Here is a 22,617-nt window from a genome sequence, read left to right as displayed (position 1 = left end):
CCCTTTCCCCTTACCCTTTTCCCCTTAACCGACAAGTATTGACACCCAATCAGTACGCTATTTTTGACTGAAGTTGACACCAGTGGCGACACGATAGCCGAGTCCATAGGGCGCTCATGTTGCCCACCCCACAATATTGGATAATTTATTTCTTGGAGTTCACCAATCAAAAAATTCAGGTTGCTAAACCGTTACTATCGTCAAAATAGCCTGTATTAATACTTCTAGCTCAATTGGTTTAGAAATATGATGTTGAAATCCGGCGGCTAGTGCTTGTTGTCGATCAATTTCTCCCGCATAGGCAGTCAGGGCGATCGCTGGAATTTCTCCGCCTTGATCGGGTGACTGCTTTCTAATTTGACGAATTAGGGTGTAGCCATCCATATCGGGCATACCAATATCACTAATTAACAAATCAAATTTTGCTTGCATCAAATTGCTCAGAGCATCATGTGCTGAGTCTGCTTCAGTCACTTGTGCCCCGTACTGTTCTAGCACAAAGGCAATAAACTCCCGCGAATCTCTGTCATCGTCTACAACCAGCGTTTGCAATCCATTGAGATTTAAATCTGAGCGATCGCGATCGGCTGTATTAATTTGATTCAATGTTGAAGTAGCGATCAGTGGCAGTTTAACTTTAAATACTGCTCCTTGCCCTTCTCCAGGACTGTCTGCGTGAACAGTTCCGCCGTGCAATTCAACCAAATGACGCACGATCGCTAACCCTAACCCCAACCCGCCAAATTTTCGCGTCGTTGTCCCATCGGCTTGGCGGAAGTAGTCAAAGACGTAGGGCAGAAACTCACCAGAGATGCCCCTACCATTGTCGCTGACAGTAATTTGAGTATATTCCGCAGCATGAGTATCTGCTTCATCCTTGATTGTTTCTAACCGCACTTCTACTCGGCCACCGGGTGAGGTAAATTTAATCGCGTTAGAAAGTAGATTCCAAACAACTTGTTGCAAACGACCAGAATCACCCAACACTGGCCCAACATTCGGTTCAAATATTGTTTGAATCTGAATAGATTTAGCTTCAGCAGCCAACCGCACGGTTTCAAGGGCAGCTTTGATGGTAGAATTTAGACCCACTGGAACTGTGTTTAAACTCAACTTTCCTTGGAGAATACGCGACACATCGAGTAAGTCTTCGATTAGTTGTGCTTGCAGTTTCGCGTTGCGCTCGATGGATTCAAGGGCGTACTGAGTTTTGGCTGCATCCTGGTGACTCTTTTGGAGAATTCTTGCCCAACCCAGAATTGGATTTAGGGGCGATCGCAATTCATGAGACAGCACTGCTAGAAACTCATCTTTGATCCGGTTAGCTTGCTCCGCTTGTTCAGTCTGTTGCTGCAAAGAAATCATTAGTTGATTGAGGCGATCGTTTTGCTCTTTCAGCAATGCTTCTGCTCGTTTACGTTCGGTGATATCGGAGAGGATGAAAACTGCGCCTGTGAGAGTCCCATCCCCATCAAGTACCGGGTCAATAGTTTTGGCAAACCAGCGTTCTTGGAACTGGAATTCGAGAATTTCCCGTTGGTGACTTTCTTTCGCACGGCGAAAACAAGTGCCATCGCCGATTCCCAATTTTGCGCCCATCAGTTCATTGTGGGCATAACCTAAGATTTCGTGGGAGGGCTTGTTAAAAAGCTGCATCATCGCTCGATTACAGCGCATAATTATCCCTTCCCCGTCAACCAGAGATACGCCGTCGTTCATGGAGTCAAAGGTAGTTTGCCACTCTCGCGCTGAGGACAAAGCAGCTTCCTCTGCTCGGCGAATTCGCAGCAGCGATCGCAAAGTGGCAAGCAGTTCAATTGGTTCAACAGGTTGCACCAGATAAGCATCGGCACCACTATCCAAGCCTTCTGCTTTATCCTGGCTTTGGACAAAACTTGCAGAAAGGTGTAGCACAGGGATAAAAGCCGTTTCCGGGTTTGCCTTAATTTGGCGACAGACTTCAAAGCCGCTGATATCTGGTAATTGGACATCTAAAATTACTAAGTCAGGCTGAAACTTTGCAACAGCTTCTAAGCCTGTTGCTCCATTTGCCGCTTCCACGACGCTAAAGCCTGCATTTTGCAAAATACGGGTAACAACGTAACGATTGGCTTCGTTATCGTCAACATGCAGGATCGTAACCCGTGGCTCAGACATGACTTTTCCCTGAAACCTCTAGAACAAGTCCGGCTTTGATGAGCGCATCTTGAAGTTGGGCAATTGCTGTAGTTTGAGAGCCTATTTCTTTGGAAACAATGGCTATACTTTGCGCCGCTAACCTGCTCTGCGCTTCTGCATCCAGTTGGGCAGATGAGTGAATAATCACAGGAATCGACTGAGTGACGGAATTGTTTTTAAGTTGCTTGAGTACATCAAACCCGCCGAACTCTGGCATCTCCAAGTCCAGCACGATGGCGTTTGGCTGCTCGCGTTGTGCCAAACTTAATCCTTCTTTTCCATTCGCGGCTTCTAAAATGCTCAAAGGTGTATTTATTAACAACTGTTTCACAAGATATCGATAGGCGGGGTCATCGTCAATTAACAAGACTTTTTGAGGCTTGTTCTCAGTAATTAGCCTATTAAGTTTGTTCAACAGCGGCAATCTGTCTACCGGCTTAATTAGGAAACCGTTTGCTCCTAGCGCCAGTGCTTGCTTTTCGTTATCAACGATGGTAATAACCAGTACAGGGATAGTGCAGGTTGTTTCATCTCCTTTGATTTCTCGCAAGAACGTCCAGCCGTTTTGCCCCTCCAGCAGAATATCTAGTATAATCGCCGTCGGTCGAAGTTTTTGTAAGGCCAGCCTTGCCTGAGCTAAGGTGCGGGTAGCAATCAATTGATAGATTGATTCCTGAAGGTGCTTTTCATAAATAAATAGGGTTTCTGGATGATCTTCAACCACCAGAATGGGCAGGCGAGTTAGCTCAACTGATGCGATTGGTTGCAGTACGGTAGTCAATTCGGTGGCATTTGGGTAGACGATGGGAATCAAGGCTGTAAAGGTAGAGCCTTCACCTAGCTGACTTTTCACCGAAATGCTGCCCCCAAGTAGTTCCGCTAGCTTGCGCGATAACGGCAATCCTAACCCGGTTCCCTTCACCTGCTTTTGCAGAGGGGAGTCAATTTGCATAAAATCTTCAAAAATCCGTTCTTCATCGCCGGGAGCAATGCCGATGCCCGTATCAGATACGGAGAAGGTGATGGTATGACCAGTTTGCACAGCGCTGACGCGCACCTCTCCCCGCTCGGTAAATTTCAGCGCATTTGAGACAAAATTTCTGAGAATTTGAGCAATTTTGCCCTCATCGCTATAGAGCGGTGGAATCCCTTCAGCTTCCTCGACAATCAGCGCTACAGAGGAACCTTGAACCAATAATGGGCGCAGCATCCCCCGCAGTGTGGCAAACAAATCACTCACTTCAAAGGAACTGGGATGCACTTCAATTTTTCCAGCTTCCACCTTTGCCAAATCCAGCAAATCATTGACCAATTCTGATAATCCGTTTGCCGCCTTTTGGATGAATGTCACCTGCTTTTCTTGCTCGATAGTTAAATCCCCATCCATCCGGGCTAGCAGCATCCGAGAGAGGGACAAAATCGAGTTGAGCGGCGTGCGAAACTCGTGGCTCATATTCGAGAGAAAGCGGGTTTTTAGATCGTTTACCTGTTGCAGAGAACTGGCTTTCTCATCCAGTTCTGCATAGAGGGCAACCACACCGCGATTAGTATCTTCCAACTCTTGATTGAGTTGGCTTAATTCTTCCTCGCGCTTCCGTAGCTCTGCCATAGCCCGGAGTAATTCTTGGTTTTGCTGCTGAATTTCTTGATAGGGATTTTCAGGCGATCGCCCCATTATGGTTTCTCGAATCTGCTGCAATTGCGAATCGGTGAAAGTAAGTGTGCGTTTCGACAACCTTTTGCCGATTGTTACCGTTGTTCCCTGTCCCGGCAGCGATTCAATCTCAAAGAAATCCATCAACCGACGAGTGCCCACGATGCCTAGACCCATTCCTGTATCAGAGGTGTAGCGTCCGGCCAAAACGCCCTCTAAATCAGGAATACCTCCACCCCGATCTTGAATCTGAATCAGAAACGCTTGCGGCTCTCCTACCACAGAAAATTCAACTGTTCCACCTTCGGCATATTGAAAGGCATTACGGGCAATTTCGGAAACTGCCGTTGCCAATCGCGCCCGATCTTGAACATCAAAGCCCAACTGCTCGGCGATCTCACGAGTTCGTTGCCGAGCTTGCACAACATCCTGTTCGTACTGAATGGCGATCGCCAAAAGGATTGTCAAGTTGCTTCGCTCCAATTCAAAATTACACTTTCTTCAAGGTTTATACCTTTAATTACGAATTACGAATTACGAATTACGAATTATTTATCTGCCCATTCCTTTCGCAACTAACACCGTAACATCGTCCCGCTCTCGGTAAAAGTCTCGGTATAGCACACCTGCAATCAGGCTGGGATGTTTTTGCATCAAGCCTGGATAGCGAGCAATCTGCCACTTAGCGCTTAATCCGTCAGAATGCATAATTAAAACTCCGTTGGCATACCAGGGATAGCTAAACTCTTGAATTTTGCTGATTTCATGTCCCACCGTGCCATTGTGAGATAGCAGATGGCGATGCTCAGTAAAGGAGAAAATGCTAGCAGCGATGTTGCCAATGCCAGCAAAGCGGACAGACTGTTGTTCAAAGTCGATTTCGGCAATGGCAAGTACTGCTCCTCGCGTACTTCGCAAGGCGGCGTGGGCAGCTTCGATGATCGCACCCGGAGAACGATGATGATGTTCTTGAAAGATTCTTACGGCTGCGTCAGCAGCAGAAGCAGCCGCAGGCCCGTGCCCTAAACCATCAGCTATTAACAACAGACTACGGCAACAATCGACTTCCGATACCCAGGTATCTCCTGAAACCTCTTCTCCTTGTTTGGGCAAACAGATTGCTCCAATTTCTAAAATCTTCTCAGGTTGATGGGGTGCTGAGTCTGTCCAGATATGGGCGAGAAGGGCTGTACCTTGGTTGGGAACGGAGTAAATTTCCAATAAACTAGAAAGGCGACGAATTGCACCCATACCATTGCCCAAGGTTCCGGCTGTGGAAAAGCCATCTTGCAAACACTCATCCACATCGACCATTCCCCGTCCTTTATCTAGCGATAAGATTTCAATGCCAACTCTGGAATCTTCCTTGAGCGATCGCAGCAACACGACTCCACCGTGGGCGTGCTGTACCAGATTGTTCGCAATTTCTGTCACCACAATCGCAACCTTGCCCCGTTCTGTTTCTTGAAAACCGAGCCGAGTTGCTAAAGCCATCGCTACCCGTCTAGCTTCCCCAGTTTGGCTAGATTCAGTAATTGTGACGGCGACAGATTCTCTCATTTTATTTCCATCGTACAATTATTATCCGTGTTCCTTCTCCGACCACAGACTGAATCTCAAACTCGTTGGCAAGTCGTTTGGCACCACCCAGCCCCATACCTAAGCCGTTGCCTGTGGTGAACCCATCCTTCAGCGCCAGTTCGATATCGGAAATTCCCGGCCCCCGATCTTCAAAGGTCAGTCGGAGTCCTCGTCGTCGCCCTTCCTGAAGCGTTTCTAGCTTGAGTGTACCGCCCCCTCCGTAGTCTAGGGTATTACGGGCTAACTCACTGGCGGCGGTGATAATTTTAGTTTGGTCTACTAAGCCAAAGCCAATTTCCACGGCCAGCTGGCGCACAGACTGCCGAACTAAAACTACATCTATAGAAGATTGAATGTTAATCGTTTCAGTCTTCTCCATCATCATCTGCACCCCATCTAAGCCTCCGGGGTACTCCCACCACACCGAAGGTTGGTGGGATGGGGGATAGGAGAGTAATTAATAGGGCATCTAACCCTATTAATTAGTAATCTTTTTCTAATCTTCATAAACATCGCAACAATGCCATACCCTTTTCAACGTTTAGGGCAGTGCGAATACCTGTCAGCGATAGCCCCAATTCCACTAGGGTAATTGCCACAGCAGGCTGCATCCCGACGACAACTGTCTCAGTATCCAGCACCCTTGATATTCTGGCAATGTTGGCTAAAATCCTACCAATGAAAGAATCAACAATCTCTAATCCCGAAATATCGATCAGGACACCGTGAGGGTGAGTTTGAGTGATGCGGTTTGTCAGGTCTTCTTGTAGCGTCATGGCAAGGTGATCGTGCATATCTACTTGGATTGTCACAAGTAGAAAATTGCCCACTTTAAGTATAGGAATGCTTTCCATTGCTTTCTTCCAGCTATTTGGATTGAGAGCGGGTAATGGTCGTTCCCAACCGTTTTAGCGCCGTCAGAAAGGCATCGGCTAAGGTTGCTTTTGTGACTACATTTGTCAAATCAATGCCGAGATAGACGATTGTTTGGGCAATTTGAGGACGAATGCCACTGATCATACAATCGGCTCCCATGAGACGGGCGGCAGTAATAGTCTTGAGCAGATGTTGAGCAGTCAGGGTATCGACAGTGGGAACTCCGGTAATATCAATAATGGCAACTTCTGAACCAGTTTCGACAATCTTCTGCAATAACAACTCCATCATCATTTGAGTCCGGGTACTATCCAGAGTACCGATTATCGGCAATGCCAAAATTCCCTCCCAAAGTTTCACCACTGGGGTAGACAGCTCCATTAACTCTTCCTGCTGCCGCAAAATCACCTCTTCCCGCGTCTTTTGATAGACTTCAATGGTCAGCAAGCCTAGCTGATCCAGTAAGTTTGTGGCTAACCAGATATTTTCACCCAACTCAATCGGGTCTTTCAATTGCTGACGCATTCGGTTGAAGAGGGGTTGCTTGAACGAAAAGACGAATGTAGCCGTTTCTGAGGGTGTGAAACCATTTTGCGATCGCGATCGAGAAATGCTGTTGAGCATCTCCCGCATATCTTGCCATGTCGCTGTCTGAATATTGGTAAAGTTGCCCTGCCCAACGGCAATCCGAAACAAACTAAGGAATTCCCGGCACTCCTCCTTTAGATGGGCTTCTTTAATCAAGCCTCTGCGAATATTGACAGTGGCTAGTTCTTGAGTCCACTCCGACAGCAAGTCGGCCTCGAAGGTTTCTAATATCTCTGATATCTTACTTTCGCTCATTGTTTCTGTAAGAGCAACCGCTTTCATTAGTTCAAAATCAGTGTATGACGATTCAGCCCCAAATTAAATGAGTAATGAGTAATGAGTAAATACCCATTACTCATTACTCATTACTCATTACTTAACTTATTACTCATTACTTAAAAAACGCGAAGAATAACTTTTCCCACTGCAAATTTTACTCCTCTTGGATTGGAAAGGATTGTGCATGAATTTTTGACCCCTAAAAAGGTACAAAGTCAACACACTCCCCACACTCCCCTTTCGGGACTGTGGTTGACTTGGAACCGGAGAACGAGAAGGTACTTTATCGCGCCATAGGAGCAAAGGAAGACAGAGAAGCCCCAAAATAATTACTACTCCAGTCATGATCCAAACCATTAACCTATTTGGTCTATAGTCCCCTCCTTCAATTTGCCAGAAAACTTGGTTGTATCGCCATGCAGCTAAGGCAATAGTCAAAATTCCAAAAATTACCAAAGCAACACCCAAATTTTCCGAGTTGGATAATTGATGTAACGGAGGTTCTTGTTGGGTAATAGCAAGATTCAACTGGCGCAGAAATATACCAAATCGGGCGATCGCAAAACCAAAGCCAATCAATGCAATAGAAGTGCGTAGCCAAGCCAGAAAGGTACGTTCGTTCGCTTGATGCTCTCTTTGGCGGTCAATTTTCGGTATTTTATCCATAATTATCTTCTGAGGCTAACAGGACTTACACAACTGGCACAATTGCCTTTGATGCGGCGAAAGCGCACCTTCAATATCAACAAAGTATTAATACTTACAGCCCAAGCGATCGCTAGAATCTTTAGAATAGTAAATAAGGTAAAGATATATATCAGAGTCAAAATCAATGGGACTATTCGGATTTGGCAAAAAGTCAGTTATGCCTACACCTGAAGAAGCTTTGTCAGGAAGGGCACAATCTATGTCAGTACCCGCCGCTCATTATGTCAACAAGAATCCTTTAAAACCTCCTTTTCCCAATGGATTAGAGAAGGCAATTTTTGGTTTAGGCTGTTTTTGGGGTGCAGAACGCAAATTTTGGCAACTGAAAGGAGTTTACACCACCGCAGTGGGTTATGCTGCTGGTTTAACACCCAACCCCACTTATGAAGAAGTATGTAGTGGAAAAACTGGCCACAATGAAGTGGTGTTGGTTGTGTTTGATCCCAAAGTGATTAGTTATACCGAATTGCTCAAAGTCTTTTGGGAAAGCCACAATCCCACCCAAGGAATGCGCCAAGGTAATGATGTTGGCACTCAATACCGTTCGGGAATTTATGTATATTCTGAAAGTCAAAAGCAGCTAGCAGAAGCATCGCGGGAAGCTTATCAGCAAGCCCTCAATGGTGCAGGTTATGGCAAAATAACCACAGAAATCTTAGATGCACCTGAATTCTACTACGCTGAAGCTTACCATCAGCAATACCTGGCTAAAAATCCCAATGGATATTGTGGTTTAGGAGGGACAAATGTATCTTGTCCCGTAGGTGTAGTTGAATCCCAAGTTAGTAGTTAGAAATGGAGTTGGTGGGGTAGTCAACTACTCAACGTGAGTTCGACGAACCTCTCCCTACCTTGAACTTTAGTTCAAGTCTGTCCCTCTCCGACTCGGAGAGGGATATGTTTTGCACCCGACAAGATTACGAATTACGAATTAGATGAGCTAGGTGCTTTAACACTTTCAGGACAATATATATATCATCACGACTATCTAAAGCAAACAAATCAGATAGAGCGTATTGTGGAGTTTCAGTTTTTAGCAGTTTGACAAATCTAAATTCATTACCATTGGTGATAAAGCCAAAAACAGGTTTAGCCGAAGTTGCATCTGCTAACATATAAGCCAATGCTTGGGGAATTGCGGGCACTAAAGAATAATCTGCTCGTTTTGCTTCAATAACCAAAACCCAAAATGGAGGATGCAACACCAAGATGTCAATACGTCCTCTGATAATCGTGCCTTCGTCTTCAGAAGAGATTTTTACCTCTTGTTCTGAGGCAATGTAAAAAGGCGGTTGATAAAAACCTGCTAGACGCAATAGTGGAGATAGCACCACCATTTTGACTACAGGTTCTAAAATAGGATATTTCGATAGATGCAAATATTCTGCCTTAACTTCGTTGAGAGATTGCTTTTCTAAGTCACTCAACTCAAGTAAATCATGCTGCCATTCTGAAAAAAAATCTTCGTCGTCTGCAAGTTGTAGGCCAAATTCATCAATCAGTTGGGCTAGGGTGATATCTTTTCCTTGAATAAGTTGAACCATTTGTTGAACCCTTATAGCTATCTGCCTAAAAAACCCGGTTGAGATTTACCCAAAAGACTGCCTTAGAGTGCAGATTTGAGCAAAACGATCGCTCGAATCCACAACATAATACTAATAGGCGCTCCCAGGAGAATCCCAGCGATCGCCCAGCCTCTCTGATGTGCTTTGAATTGTTCAATACTGCGCCACGGTCTACTTTTCCAGGCCCATTCATTGCCTTTTGCACCAAGTGCGATCGCCATTAACCACCAACCATGCGGTACAAAACAGAATAGCCCATACCACACTTGATTAGGCCACATCCACAACCAAGGCATCAAAAATGCCCCCCAGTTCCAACCGAGAATTTCCTCTGGGACTGTTTCATTATGATTATTTATCCCGCATCCTGAATTGTTGATTATTTCTCTTAGCGGCAAAAGTTGATTCTTGTTTACAGATGTAACAGTCAGTCCTGATTTGAGAGCATTCAGCGCTTGGTGGGCGCTAGTAAATCTTTGTTCGGGAGCGGGTTCTATCAACTTTTGTAGCCAACTGACAAAACTGGGACTCAAGTTAACTCGGTCTGTAAATTGCAGCCGCAAATCCTGCTGGGGTAAATCAGAAGGGGAAGTCCCAGTTAACAAATGAATTAAAGTCGCTCCCAATGCATAGAGGTCTGAAGCCGCAACCGCCCGACCACCAAATTGTTCCATTGGCGCATAACCATAAGTACCGACAACGGTAAAAGTAACGCCTTCTCTTGCTGCTTTATCCTGAACTGCGCCAAAATCAACTAAATAAACCCGATTATCGTCGCCCCAGATTAAATTACTTGGTTTAATATCTCTATGCAACACCCCTGGATTCAACTCATGTAGATACATGAGAATATTTAAAACCTCAACAGCAATTTTTCTCGCTCGCTTTTCAGTAAACCTTTTGCCAACAGCAAGTTTATCCTTGAGTGATTCACCAGGGATATATTCTTGTATTAGGGCAAACCATAGTGTGCGATCGTCGATACAAAAATAATCAATATACCGGGGAATTCGGGGATGATTTAGCTGTTTGAGAATTTGTGCTTCCCTCTCAAAAAGTTTCAAATCATCCCACTGCACAGTACCACCAAAGGCCAAAAGTTTGACCACAACGGTCGAATTTTCGCCATCAGCGGCCTGTAAATCATTTGCTAGCCAAGTTTGACGAATTCCATTGTTACCGAGTTGGCGTTGAATTTGATAACGGTCTTGTAATATCTGTTCTGGTTGCAGCATCTTACACCTGCTGGCAATTTACTCTGATTCCCTTACTATTCAAGGATAGTCATTATCTAGAGAAACTGTGGGAGCCTGATAATTTTTGAAAGCAGAAAATATTGTTGTCGTACTGTGTGGAGGCGACAAAAGTACACAGAATCAGGATATCGAAGATGCAAAAGCTTACTGTAAGGAGTACTTAAGCGGTGAGAAAATTTAGAACACTTGATGAATTTGAAGAAGAGTACTTCCGTAAGCACCCGGAAGAAATCGACGATTATTTGACCGAGATATTTCAGGAATATTCAGAAGATAATGATTCCGGCGCGTTGTTGGCATCTTTGCACGTTGTTGCTTGTGTACGAGGAATTAGTGAGATAGCCGAGCAAACAGGCATGACACGCCGGGGATTGCAAAAAGCCTTATCCAGTAATGGCAACCCGCGCCTTGAAAACGTCAATTCAATTATGAAGGCGCTGGGATATTACCTATGGAGTTAGTCCGATTTTAGGTCATTATTTTACAGAATAATTTTTGCGATAGTAAGCTTGATATTCCGCAGACAGCAGAGGTTCCCACCAATCACGATGATTGAGATACCATTCAACAGTTAAACGTAAACCCTCAGCAATTGTTACTGAAGGTGTCCAACCAAGCTGAGTTTTAATTTTGTTTGCATTAATTGCATATCTCCGATCATGTCCTTGTCTATCTTTAACAAAAGTAATTAACTGCTTGGCTGGATGTACTGGTAAATCAGAAGCTAATTCATCCATCATCTGACACAAAAGTTGGACGAGGTTGATATTTTCCACCTCATTATTGCCACCAATATTGTATGTTTCTCCTGGTTCACCATGATTAATTACCACATCCAGAGCCAGACAATGATCGCCCACATAAAGCCAATCTCGCACATTTTTACCATCGCCATAAACAGGTAATGGTTTCCCGATCAAAGTGTTGATGCACATCAGGGGAATTAGCTTTTCGGGAAACTGATAAGGTCCGTAATTATTAGAGCAATTTGTGATAATAGTTGGAAGTTGATAAGTATGATAATAAGCACGCACTAAATGATCGCTACCCGCTTTTGAAGCTGAATAGGGACTATTGGGCGCGTAGGGTGTGGTTTCACAAAAAGCTGCGTCATCTGCGCCCAGGCTACCGTACACTTCATCAGTAGAAACGTGTAGGAAACGATAATCAGATGGCCGTGCTTTTGTCTCCCAATGTTGCCGAAAAGCTTCAAGCAGCGTGAAAGTTCCCACTACATTAGTTTGGACAAAAGCAGCTGGCCCAAGAATCGAACGATCAACATGAGATTCAGCGGCAAAATGGGCGATGGTATCAATATTTTCCGTTGATAGTAGCTCGTCTATGATGGTGCGATCGCAAATATCCCCCTGAACAAACCGAAAATTCTCTCTACCCTCAACCAGCGCCAAATTCAGACGATTCCCCGCGTAGGTAAGAGCATCTAACACCACCACGCGATCGTCTGGATAAACCTGACACCAATGATGGACAAAATTCGCCCCAATAAACCCCGCACCACCAGTAACTAATAACCGCCGATTCATCTAACTTCCTCTCTTAATCTCTGTGTTCTCAGCACTTCTGCGATCGCCTGTGGTAAGTCGCTACGCATCTACGTTTCTATTACTTAAAATATTTCTTCCTCAGTTTCCCGTATATCTTCTGAGCTAGTAATTTTGCCACACGTGTTTTCGTCAAACTCTTAATATTAGATGGTTGCTGGATTTTGTGGTCAAAAAACTCATTCAAATCATCCACAATAACTTGGAAACGCTTAATAATATTTTCAGTCCGATGCTCAACTAAAAACTCTTCAGACAAACTAAATACTACTGAAGATTCAATTACTTTCATAATACGTTGAACATCATATTCTTGAGAATATCCAGCAATTTTATAGCAATTAAATCCCGGATCTAAGTAATCAGCTAGTCCACCATTGACACTAGAAAATACTTGACAGCCACAGGCAAGAGCTTCCATTGGTTGTAGACCAAATCCTTCACTAACACGCTGTTGTGCCCAGTACTCAGCAGAATCATAAAGATAAACCTTAGCTCGGTTAAATAGCCCAGGTAAATCCTCAATGTATGAATCAACAACCAATACTTTACAACGTTTTTGCAACGCTGGAATCAATTCTTTAATTAAATATTCAGAAGACTTCCGAGCCTGAACTAAAACATCAATATCTCGTTCCAGACCTAAATTTTGAAACTCATCAGAAATTTGATTTGGCAAATAATAAATTAGAGAATTGGGTGATTTTTCTCCCCAATATCCCATTGTATAGCGGCTAACAGTCATGATCGGAATACTCGCAGGTAGCCGAAATGGATAACCTGCACTATGTGCGTGGTAAACGACATTGTATTGCTTAAGTTTAGCCACCAGTTGAGCTATATCAAATCCCCAACTAATGACAAAAATTACATCATTTAAATTTTTTTCTTTTAGCAAATCATCGATGAAAAGCTTACCTTTTTCCCGTTGACGGTAAGTTACAACATCAGCACCACAAAAACTCTGAGCCAAATTAAGCGCTTTTAACTCAGCCCAAAGACCACCACAGGCAAATTTGTCATCTGTACCAGGGAGTAAAAAGTAAAGTTTTCTCATAATTTTTTAGGGGAGTGGGGAATGGGGAGTAGGGAGATGGGAGAGCAATATCTTTTTCATCTCCCTCATCCCTACTCTTGCCAGCCCACTTTAACAAAATGTGCCTCACGCCCCCAAACATCTCGTGTACGAGTAATATTTTCAATTGCTAGGTTAAAAGGAATAGCAGTTGTTAAGTAACGCTGTGCCATAGAACCTAAATCAGGTGCGAGTTCTGCGGCTGTCGTTGCTGCTAACCCCAAACCTATAAGTTGCTCAATTGGGCGAAATGGTAGCAACAGATGCACACCCACAGCTAGTCCAGCCGTTAAGAGCATTGCTACTGATAAATTTGTGCCACAACGAGGATGTACAGCCAAATCCCATTCTCCACTGGTGATGCGATATCGAGCAAGTGTGACCGCACGCCGCAAATCACTAATATTTACCTCACCATAGAGGTAGAATCCCTGCTCAGTAGACAAACCGCCTAATAGTTCATTATCTAGTTGAACCTTAGTGGATTCTGCTCTGGCAGGATAGGCACTTTTTGATTCGCTCAGAACCCAAACAGTAGCGTGTTCTAAGGCGTGAACCTGCCGCAGCATCAAAATTTCCTTCAACCCTGGAATAAACGATAGCTGTCTGAGTAAGTCGGTATCTTGTGTGGGTTGCGGAAAGTCTGAAAATTGGTCTTCAATACTCGGAACTTTCTCAGATACAGGTATCGTAAAATCAAAGTTAAAAAATTCAAAGGGAGACGAGCTACCCTGAAAATAAGCGGAAGTATTCATTGGAACACTACTCCCAAAGCCGATGGGGCAACATAGATTTCTTTCAAATGTAACGCTTGCATCACTGAATTGTTGCTAATTTTTCTAGATGATTTTTTGTTTGGGCATTGGGCATTGGGCATTGGGCATGGGGCATTGGGAATTATTGTAGATGCTTCTCCCAAGTTCCCATTCCCCATTACCCCATTCCCCATTCCCCATTCCCCATTCCTAAATCTGTTCTGCTCAATAAGTAATTCTGGTCTTTATAGTTTCCGAGTCCGAGGGTCAGCTGGCTCCACTAACATAAACTCCGGCTGAGTGAAGGACTCGGAACTTTTGGTAGAGTGTTCACACTGAAAACTTAGTCGTGAGAGGGAAAAATCAGTAAAACTCAAAATTGGCTTGCATCATCCCAGACCAAAGCAATTACGTTGCTACTAGTAAATTGTTTATTCGATCTGGTTAGGTAGAGTACAGCAATTGACATCATTCAAACAGACTTTGCCCCACTGTAAAGCCCAGCGGACAAGGGCTACTCGATTTTCTGTCTCGGTCTTGGTGAGAATATTACTGATATGGTTATCAACTGTACGCTTGCTAATCTCCAGTTTTCCTGCAATCTCTTGGTTAGTTAAGCCAGCGGCTACTAAGTCGATAATTTGCAGTTCTCTGTCTGACAGACTAACGGGGGTCTCAGACTTGCCACCAGCCATGACTATTTCTATCCTCCCTTGGTATATGTACTTAATCGCTCTTTCTAATTCTAGAAGATTCTTTTGTTGGTAGGGGTTTCAAGTGTTAGCAGTAATACGATTGTCAATATTTTCTTTGGATTTCAAGTTGACATAAATATAACCTACGCAATTCTTAAAGTAATAAATATATCTTATTATCGCAAGAATATTTTCTCAGCACTTAGCTCAGAGAAGCAAGAATTAGAAGCATATACATGCTATTGGAGTAGTAAAAATTGCTATTTAATTCTATGAAGGACTGGCGACAGATTAGCAAAAACTATTGTAGATTTTATACTGTAAATTCCTAATCCCAAATCGAAATCTAAAATTGAAAATGAGATGAGCAATCCCCGTGTTTTGTGCCTTGGTGAAATTTTGTTTGATTGTTTAGCCGATCAATTAGGGCTAAAGCTGGAAGAAGTAAAATCTTGGACTCCCTATCCGGGAGGGGCACCAGCTAATGTAGCCTGTGCTTTAGTCAAGCTGGGGACGCCAGCAGGATTTATCGGAGCCGTTGGTGAAGATGAACCAGGGAATGCACTGGTCAAGCTATTACAAGATGTAGGTGTAGAGACGACGGGGATACAACGCCATCCCACAGCACCAACGCGGCAAGTTTATGTTACACGGGATCTGGCTGGCGATCGCACTTTCGCCGGATTTGGTCAGTATGACACCGCAGAATTTGCCGATACTCACCTGCAAGCTAAACAATTGTCAGATTCGCTGTTTCAAGAAGCAGATTTTCTGGTTTTGGGTACTTTGGAATTAGCCTATCCTGAAAGTGAAAAGGCAATTCACCGCGCTCTAGAGTTAGCAGAACATTACGACTTGAAGATTGTGCTGGATGTCAACTGGCGTCCTGTATTTTGGAAAGAGCCAAACATCGCCCATCAAAAAATTCCAGAATTATTTAACCGAGTCGATTTTCTCAAACTCTCCAAAGAAGAAGCTGAATGGCTATTTGAAACCGCAGATCCCGGAGCCATCACTTACCGTCTGGCTTCAATTGAGGGAGTACTAGTAACAGATGGAGAAAACGGTTGCACTTACTGTTTAGGTGAAAACGAAGGCAAATTACCCTCGTTTTCCATTCCTGTAGTTGATACAACTGGTGCAGGGGATAGTTTTTTGGCAGGATTTATCCATCAGTTGAGTCAGAATGGTATCCACGGCTTGCGGGATGCAGAAACAGCAAAACGCATTGTCACTTATGCCAGTGCTGTTGGAGCGCTGACTACCATTAAAGCAGGTGCGATCGCTTCTCAACCTACTGCTGCTGAAGTGGAAGCTTTTCTAGCCACACACCAACTTTAGAAACTAGCATAAGTTACTGGGATATCAGCCACTAAAGGCTGATACTCCCGACTAGAAAATGGATGAAAATTCTTATGCCAAACTTTATACTTTAATAGCTGCATAAACAGCGATGCTGATACCTATAAGTGAATAGAAAGTACAGATTAGCTTAAGGTATTGGCGAAGAATTATGAAAAACATCACAAAATGGCTTTTGGGTTTAGCGATTGTTCCTGCAAGTTTGGTATTGGTATCTAGCCATGCTAAAGCCAGTCAGGTTGCTGGTGAGTGGTTCTTTGGTCTATGGGATTGTAATATTGACGGTAGACCAGCCCAAATGCAGTGGAAAGTAGTCGATGACCCACAAACTAGTTGTAGTGGTGATGTTTGTTCTACTACTTCTGGTGTCCGTCTCGTCGGGCGGTTTAGTGATAATGGTAGTGCCTGGGTTCCTCTAGGAAAACGTTTTTCCAGCACCCAAAGACAGGATTTAGGTATTCGTTATTTAGGTGCAGAACAAGATAACTGGTATCTCAAATACAACAGTCGTACTAAAATCGCGGATGGTTGGACGACATGGCGGGGTAAGCGCTACCCATTACAATGTCGTAATCGCAGATAAACATTTGCCAAATTATGCAAAATGTGTAGATAAGCGATCGCTAATTTTGAGTACTAAACACGCCAGCACCACATTTGTATTAACTTGATAGGCTAGTACCGCAAGGCGGAATTAAAAATTAAAAATTAAAAATGAATACAGCATAAGGGTTTCGTTGATTTGGAATGATTGGTTTATTTCCGCCGTGTTGTACTAGTACTTTAGTTAGCCTTAACTTGCTGCCATAGAGTATCAACAGTTACAAACTCATAACCTTGTTGTAGCAGTTGCGGAATGAGAATTTGAATTGTCGCAGCAACATCTTGTCCACCGCAAGCACCATCATGCAAGACAATCATTGAACCATTTTTCACCTGCTGCATAATTCGCTGCACTACGGTGTTGACACCTGGTCGTACCCAATCTTCTGGTACAACGCTCCACATCACTGAACGGTAATTCCACTCAAAGAATAATTTTAAAGTCGCAGGTGTAAATAAACCATTGGGAGGGCGGACATCCCGCACTTGTTCAGGTTGCAGGTTGCAGGCATTGTAGATAGCAGCTTGGGTTTTTTCTAAACTGTCCTTTAGGTCATTTGGGGAAAGCATGGGAAAAGAGCGATGATCGTAGCCATGCAATCCAATCCAGTGTCCGCGATCGCTAACGGCTTTAGCAATACCTGGTGAACGGTTGACGCAAATACCCAACCAAAAAAAACTCGCTGTAATGTTGTAACGATCTAATACAGCCAATACTTCGGGTGTGTATTGCGGATGTGGCCCATCGTCGAACGTGAGTGCGATCGCTTTAGTATGAGAATTTCCAGTCCAAAGGCAGTTGGGAAAACTCGGCTGGAGAATGCGGTAGAAAATTGGGAACAGGGGAGCTAGTTGCATTTTGCGTTTATCTACTGCTGACAACTTTTTGTAGGTGTTGCTTAGGAAACTGCGTAGGCGTAGCCCGTCGTAGACATCGCAACGCATACAATGCCTCAATATTCTAGCCAAATTGGATGCCTTGGTAAGCGATTGCCACAGGAGGGGCAAGGAAGCACAGGATATCTTTCAGCAGCTCTCATAAAAGTGAAATGATATGGTTCAACCGATATCGTCGTCTCAGTAAAGATTATGAGCGAGGCTAGAAACTAAATAGTAATAATAATTGTTGTCGAGAGGGAGTTTATTACAGCCGTCGGCTGCGGGTTATAACCCCCCTGAACGGTTACTAGAAAAGTAATGCCAAATTGGCGTGACGTATGCAACTATAATTTGGTATAACTTTTCTAGTTCAATATAGTAATAATAATAGCTACGTTTAGTTATATACAACGTAATTATTACTAACCTTAAGTGTTAGGTTACACAAATTTGAACTCTTATCAATTACCAATTTGGTGTTCTTATAGGTACATTGTTAGATATGATATCCACTCATCCCATAAAGATAACGACGCCACTAACTTGCAAAACAAAGAATCAATCAAAACTACCGTGTGGTGCTAGATACAAGAAGACGTTAGTTTAAATATCCGGTTTTTCAGGACATAACTTGTCTAGAATTATCAAGGCAAACTATAACAATTAAACAATTGCTTAAGACAACTCAAGTGTAAATACAAACTAGTGCAAACATAAGAGTTGTGCTATAGAAATCCGCTTTGATTTCTGAACGAATTTGCGTAGATAGGCAATAGGCAATAGGCAACAGGCAACAGTCAATAAGGCTTCTTAGTTGTACTGAGTTTTTTCAGAAATCAAATATCAATCCTATATGTATCCCAGTATTTCTCGGTTAAAAGGAAAAGGGTTTTAATTTACGCCTTACCTTTTCCCCTTAACATGCATTCCGAAACACAGCATAGGTGAAGAGTAATTATCCAAGAAGTATTGCTATACCTCCAACTAAATCCTGTAGTTAGGAGCAAATGCTCTCTGTCCCTTCAGACGTTCCAGGCATACAAACATCATTTTTTAAGTTAGTTGACGATATTAAATATTCTCTGAATGGATATTTATGTACAAAATGGATGATTCTGTAGCTTGCTCAGGAGGTCTTTGGAAGTATGAAACTCTTAATTAGAATCTTTCAAAAATTGATGAAAAATTTCTTAAAAAAGCTGCTGGAGCTAAGAAATACACACTTATTAATTTTTGATATCATTATTTTTTCAATTACTCCCTTATTAACGCTGATTATACGTTTAGACGGCTCTCTCGATCTTCAATCACACATATCACAACTAGGAATCGCAACCCTATTATTTTTAGTAGTTAAACTAATTGTATTTTGGAGTTTTGGTTTTTATAGGCGCTACTGGCGCTATGCCAGTGTTGAGGAACTGACATATATAGCTATGTTGATGGTAAGTGCAATAGTCATCCAAAGCATGACATTTAATCTTCTTCATTACATGTTGCCTTTTGTAATAGATAATCTGCCGCGATCGCTACCATTTATTGATGGATTATTGTCGTGTATTTTCATAGGAATGTTACGTTTCAGTTTTCGAGTTGTGGAAAGATTTATTCAACGTCAAGGAGTATTTAATCCACGGGAGCGAGTGCTGATTATTGGTGCTGGTAGTGCCGGAGTTTCTCTTGTGCAAGATATGCAAAACAACCCCAAACTAGGCTTTCATGCTGTTGCCTTCATTGACGACGATCCACGGAAATTAAATGTCCAAATTCGCGGTATTCCAGTCGTAGGAAATCGCCACCAAATTCCTGATACTTTGAAATCTCTCCAAATCCACAAAGTTATCATTGCTATACCTACGCTTCCTGGTCATGTCATTCGAGAAATCGTAGATATTTGCAAAGCCACTGGAATACAAACTAGTACTTTACCTGGAATATATGAAATCCTCAATGATCGTGTACGAGTAGATAGCATTCGAGATGTCAGGATTGAGGATTTGCTCAGACGAGAACCCATACAAACTGATATTGAGCAAGTGCATAAATTTATCAAAGGTAAGACAGTACTAATTACAGGTGCAGGAGGATCAATTGGTAGTGAACTTTGCCGTCAAATTTTCAAGTGTCATCCCGCGGAAATAATACTTATTGGACACGGGGAGAATTCTGTATTTAATATCCAACAAGAACTAGAACAACTGATCCAAATACTCGAAAATGATAGTAAAACACAGCAATACACCTCTCGTATTTATACCTTTATTGGCGATATTCGTGATAGCGTTCGCCTAAAACAAGCTTTTGAACAATTTCAACCTAACGTGATTTTTCATGCGGCTGCTCATAAGCACGTTCCTCTGATGGAATTAAATTCATCAGAAGCAATCACTAACAATGTACTTGGAACAAAAAACTTATTGGATATGGCGCTGCAATACAATGTTCAAAACTTTGTGATGATTTCCACAGATAAAGCTGTGAATCCCACTAGTGTCATGGGTGCGAGTAAGAGAGTTGCCGAAATGTTAGTGCTGCAAGCTGCAAAAGAAACAGGTAAACCTTATGTTGTTGTGCGTTTTGGCAATGTTTTGGGTAGTCGCGGTAGCGTAGTTCCCACTTTCAAAAAACAAATTGCTTCAGGTGGACCAGTAACTGTTACACATCCCGATATCTGTCGTTATTTCATGACCATCCCGGAAGCAGTGCAACTTGTTTTACAGGCTGCGGTATTGAGTCGTGGTGGTGAAGTCTTAATGCTGAATATGGGCGAACCTGTAAAAATTGTTGACTTAGCGAAGGAATTAATTCGTCTTTCGGGATATGAAGTCAATAAAGATATTGACATAGTGTTTACAGGCTTAAGACCTGGGGAAAAGTTATTTGAAGAACTTTTTATAGAGGGAGAAGAGTACGAACCAACTCAACATGAGAAATTGTTAATAGTAAAAAATAGCAGTCGAATTATTTCAGAAAATCTCGCTATTACTGTAGAAGCATTGTGTATTGCAGCAGCTAAAAATGATGTTAATTGCATTATGTTATTACTGGAACAACTGGTGTCAGGATACAAACCTAAATATTTAGAAATTAATGAACAAAGAAACGTTTTAAAAAACGGTGCTGTCATCACAGATTCAAATAAAAAGAAACTAGCGAAAGTGGAATCAGGAGGGGTTATATAAAAGAGAGTATTTAGACCATAAATCGATGGATAATTCATCAAGCAATTCTACATTTTATTTAGGCTATTGGCATGAAAATCATCTATGAATATCACGGCTTATTACAGAAGCTAAATAGGCTACTTAGTCTAAAAAAAATGTATTTTTCCTTTTTAAAACCACTAGCAAAAACTTTCGTAATAAGAAAAAGCAGTTAAAGGTAATCCAATTATCAAAGCAAGTGGTTATGGGTGGAATAAAACCGGAATGCATAATATCGATCCTCACAAGCTTGATAGTGGTAAATGGATAGCCTGTGTGGATGGTTATGAAATCATTGTTGTGTTTGGTATCGAACTGCAAAATTGGATGAGGGTAATGACTAAAGCAGATGCAACAACATAAGCCACTAACACTACGCGGCAACTTTTCCTGGACTTTCGCCGGTAATTTAGTTTATGCAGCTTGCCAGTGGGGAATGTTGGTGATACTGGCTAAACTTGGCAGTCCAGAGATGGTAGGACAGTTTACCTTGGGGCTGGCGATAACAGCACCTGTAATCATGTTGACAAATCTTCAGTTGCGAATTGTCCAAGCAACAGATGCCAGAAAAAAGTATTCTTTTAGCGATTACCTGGGGCTAAGACTAATTTCGACAGCTTTAGCACTTGTGATCATTACGCTTATTAGTTTGTTAGGGGGCTTTCGATGGGAAACATCTCTAGTTATCTTCTTGATGGGTTTAGCAAAGTCATTCGAGTCTATTAGCGACATATTTCATGGACTGATTCAGCTACATGAACGCATGGATAGGATTGCAGTATCGTTGATGATTAAAGGCCCTCTATCACTTCTACTACTGGGCATTGGAGTATATATATCCGGACATATTCTGTGGGGAGTAGTGGGTTTAGTCTTCGCTTGGGCAGTGGTGTTAGTCGCTTGGGACATTCGCAGTGGTATCTTGATGCTACAAAGGTCACAATTGCAACCGCGCTGGCATCAAAAAACCCTAGTAAAGCTGGTATGGCTCTGTTTGCCTCTGGGGTTTGTGATGATGCTAATTTCACTCAATACCAATATTCCCCGCTACTTTATTGAGCGATATTTAGGTGAGCGGGAATTGGGGATTTTTGCAGCCATTGCCTACCTGATGGTGGCAGGAAGCATAGTAGTAAATGCCTTAGGAGAGTCAAGCATTTCTAGGCTAGCTAAGTATTACGCGGCTAAAGATGCTATGGCTTTTCATAGACTCTTACTCAAGCTGGTAGGAATCGCTGCCTTATTGGGCGGAACAGGTGTTTTGATAGCTGTTGTAGCTGGACATCAGATCCTGACTCTTCTGTATCGACCTGAATATGCCGAGCAAACAAATTTGTTTATCTGGTTGATGGTTGCGGCTGGAATTAACTATGTATCGTCCTTCCTGAGCTATGGAATGACGGCATGTCAGTACTTTCGCATCCAAATGCCTTTGTTTGTGATGGTACTAACTATCTCAACGATAGTCTGTCTATGGCTGCTACCTAGTTTGGGATTGTTAGGAGCAGCGATCGCACTAGTTATTGCAACTATTGTCCAAACAATTTTTAGTTTAGGAGTTATCTTCCATGCACTACACAAACTCTAGAGATATCCAGAAGGTCGATGAGCATTTAATACTTATCCTCTATGTTGTTGCGGGGATGAAAAGTGGTGGAATCAAAACCTGGTTAGTGTACATTTTGCGACACATTGATTGCGATCGCTTCCTGATAGATTTTCTGGTTAACACAGCGCTGCAAGCAAGACTGTATCAGGAATGAGCAAAAAAAAGCTTTTGAGATTATTGAGTAATCCT

22 protein-coding genes and 1 pseudogene are annotated in these 22,617 nt (G+C 42.8%); 9 read left to right on the top strand and 14 right to left on the bottom strand.

Features of this window, described 5'->3' with window-relative positions:
• Positions 1–183 precede the first annotated feature (183 nt).
• The 7 genes and pseudogenes from ACWATR_RS05135 to ACWATR_RS05105 form a co-directional block, all read right to left on the bottom strand.
• Positions 184–2,157: a hybrid sensor histidine kinase/response regulator gene (locus ACWATR_RS05135; protein ID WP_460330093.1), complete on the bottom strand. Its 1,974-nt coding sequence runs from the start codon at positions 2,155–2,157 to the stop codon at positions 184–186.
• Entirely contained in the window at positions 2,150–4,300 is a 2,151-nt protein-coding gene (locus tag ACWATR_RS05130) for an ATP-binding protein (RefSeq protein ID WP_460330091.1), read from the bottom strand. Before ACWATR_RS05130 ends, ACWATR_RS05135 begins: the two co-directional genes overlap by 8 nt.
• An 84-nt stretch (positions 4,301–4,384) precedes the next feature.
• Positions 4,385–5,392 carry an ATP-binding SpoIIE family protein phosphatase gene (locus ACWATR_RS05125; RefSeq protein WP_460330089.1) on the bottom strand — a complete coding sequence of 336 codons (1,008 nt, stop codon included), beginning with the start codon at positions 5,390–5,392 and terminating at the stop codon, positions 4,385–4,387.
• Between the two features lies 1 nt (position 5,393).
• On the bottom strand, positions 5,394–5,837 hold the full coding sequence (locus tag ACWATR_RS05120; protein WP_460330087.1) for an anti-sigma regulatory factor: 444 nt from the start codon (positions 5,835–5,837) through the stop codon (positions 5,394–5,396).
• Between the two features lie 79 nt (positions 5,838–5,916).
• Positions 5,917–6,267 carry an STAS domain-containing protein gene (locus ACWATR_RS05115; RefSeq protein ID WP_460330085.1) on the bottom strand — a complete coding sequence of 117 codons (351 nt, stop codon included), beginning with the start codon at positions 6,265–6,267 and terminating at the stop codon, positions 5,917–5,919.
• A 13-nt stretch (positions 6,268–6,280) separates the two neighbouring features.
• Positions 6,281–7,132 carry an STAS domain-containing protein gene (locus tag ACWATR_RS05110; protein WP_460330083.1) on the bottom strand — a complete coding sequence of 284 codons (852 nt, stop codon included), beginning with the start codon at positions 7,130–7,132 and terminating at the stop codon, positions 6,281–6,283.
• A gap of 264 nt (positions 7,133–7,396) precedes the next feature.
• A pseudogene (locus ACWATR_RS05105) lies at positions 7,397–7,822 on the bottom strand (YidH family protein); the annotation flags it as partial.
• Between the two features lie 51 nt (positions 7,823–7,873).
• On the opposite strand from ACWATR_RS05105, the gene ACWATR_RS05100 reads away from it, so the two are divergent.
• Entirely contained in the window at positions 7,874–8,035 is a 162-nt protein-coding gene (locus tag ACWATR_RS05100; protein ID WP_322636813.1) for a hypothetical protein, read from the top strand.
• On the top strand, positions 7,989–8,657 hold the full coding sequence (msrA, locus tag ACWATR_RS05095) for a peptide-methionine (S)-S-oxide reductase MsrA (RefSeq protein ID WP_460330081.1): 669 nt from the start codon (positions 7,989–7,991) through the stop codon (positions 8,655–8,657). The genes ACWATR_RS05100 and msrA overlap by 47 nt, the downstream gene beginning before the upstream one ends.
• A 124-nt stretch (positions 8,658–8,781) precedes the next feature.
• Here the strand turns inward: msrA and ACWATR_RS05090 are convergent, their stop codons facing one another.
• Both ACWATR_RS05090 and ACWATR_RS05085 read right to left on the bottom strand, forming a co-directional pair.
• Positions 8,782–9,408 carry a type I restriction endonuclease gene (locus ACWATR_RS05090; protein ID WP_460330079.1) on the bottom strand — a complete coding sequence of 209 codons (627 nt, stop codon included), beginning with the start codon at positions 9,406–9,408 and terminating at the stop codon, positions 8,782–8,784.
• Positions 9,409–9,470: 62 nt separating this feature from the next.
• Positions 9,471–10,664: a serine/threonine protein kinase gene (locus ACWATR_RS05085; RefSeq protein ID WP_460330077.1), complete on the bottom strand. Its 1,194-nt coding sequence runs from the start codon at positions 10,662–10,664 to the stop codon at positions 9,471–9,473.
• A gap of 188 nt (positions 10,665–10,852) precedes the next feature.
• Between ACWATR_RS05085 and ACWATR_RS05080 the strand changes: the two genes are divergently transcribed.
• Positions 10,853–11,146, top strand: coding sequence for an addiction module antidote protein (locus ACWATR_RS05080; protein WP_460330075.1), 294 nt, complete (start codon positions 10,853–10,855; stop codon positions 11,144–11,146).
• A 15-nt stretch (positions 11,147–11,161) separates the two neighbouring features.
• Here ACWATR_RS05080 and rfbB read toward each other — a convergent pair whose 3' ends face one another.
• The 4 genes from rfbB to pedR form a co-directional block, all read right to left on the bottom strand.
• Entirely contained in the window at positions 11,162–12,229 is a 1,068-nt protein-coding gene (rfbB, locus tag ACWATR_RS05075; protein WP_460330073.1) for a dTDP-glucose 4,6-dehydratase, read from the bottom strand.
• A gap of 79 nt (positions 12,230–12,308) precedes the next feature.
• A complete protein-coding gene (locus ACWATR_RS05070) occupies positions 12,309–13,304 on the bottom strand; it encodes a glycosyltransferase (protein ID WP_460330071.1) in 996 nt (331 codons plus the stop codon).
• A gap of 71 nt (positions 13,305–13,375) precedes the next feature.
• Positions 13,376–14,077, bottom strand: coding sequence for a DUF6391 domain-containing protein (locus ACWATR_RS05065; protein ID WP_460330069.1), 702 nt, complete (start codon positions 14,075–14,077; stop codon positions 13,376–13,378).
• Positions 14,078–14,508: 431 nt separating this feature from the next.
• The gene (gene pedR / locus ACWATR_RS05060) at positions 14,509–14,772 is read right to left on the bottom strand and encodes a photosynthetic electron transport-dependent transcriptional regulator PedR (protein ID WP_069073632.1); all 264 of its coding nucleotides are present in this window, start codon (positions 14,770–14,772) and stop codon (positions 14,509–14,511) included.
• Positions 14,773–15,135: 363 nt separating this feature from the next.
• Between pedR and ACWATR_RS05055 the strand changes: the two genes are divergently transcribed.
• Entirely contained in the window at positions 15,136–16,113 is a 978-nt protein-coding gene (locus ACWATR_RS05055) for a carbohydrate kinase family protein (RefSeq protein WP_460330067.1), read from the top strand.
• A gap of 172 nt (positions 16,114–16,285) precedes the next feature.
• Positions 16,286–16,717 carry a DUF6006 family protein gene (locus tag ACWATR_RS05050; protein ID WP_460330065.1) on the top strand — a complete coding sequence of 144 codons (432 nt, stop codon included), beginning with the start codon at positions 16,286–16,288 and terminating at the stop codon, positions 16,715–16,717.
• A gap of 200 nt (positions 16,718–16,917) precedes the next feature.
• On the opposite strand, the gene ACWATR_RS05045 is transcribed toward ACWATR_RS05050, so the two are convergent.
• A complete protein-coding gene (locus ACWATR_RS05045) occupies positions 16,918–17,595 on the bottom strand; it encodes a polysaccharide deacetylase family protein (protein WP_460340200.1) in 678 nt (225 codons plus the stop codon).
• Positions 17,596–18,794: 1,199 nt separating this feature from the next.
• Here ACWATR_RS05045 and ACWATR_RS05040 point away from each other — a divergent pair.
• From ACWATR_RS05040 to ACWATR_RS05025, 4 genes are all read left to right on the top strand, one after another.
• Positions 18,795–20,798 carry a polysaccharide biosynthesis protein gene (locus ACWATR_RS05040; RefSeq protein ID WP_460330063.1) on the top strand — a complete coding sequence of 668 codons (2,004 nt, stop codon included), beginning with the start codon at positions 18,795–18,797 and terminating at the stop codon, positions 20,796–20,798.
• Between the two features lie 246 nt (positions 20,799–21,044).
• On the top strand, positions 21,045–21,182 hold the full coding sequence (locus tag ACWATR_RS05035) for a hypothetical protein (RefSeq protein ID WP_460330062.1): 138 nt from the start codon (positions 21,045–21,047) through the stop codon (positions 21,180–21,182).
• Positions 21,169–22,407, top strand: a complete 1,239-nt coding sequence (locus ACWATR_RS05030; protein ID WP_460330060.1) for a lipopolysaccharide biosynthesis protein — start codon at positions 21,169–21,171, stop codon at positions 22,405–22,407. The genes ACWATR_RS05035 and ACWATR_RS05030 overlap by 14 nt, the downstream gene beginning before the upstream one ends.
• Positions 22,388–22,582, top strand: a complete 195-nt coding sequence (locus ACWATR_RS05025) for a hypothetical protein (RefSeq protein WP_460330058.1) — start codon at positions 22,388–22,390, stop codon at positions 22,580–22,582. Before ACWATR_RS05030 ends, ACWATR_RS05025 begins: the two co-directional genes overlap by 20 nt.
• Positions 22,583–22,617 lie beyond the last annotated feature (35 nt).

Source organism: Nostoc sp. UIC 10890, from assembly GCF_054786515.1.
Note: the sequence above shows the minus strand (reverse complement) of the source record. Positions and strands in the feature narration are given on the sequence as shown.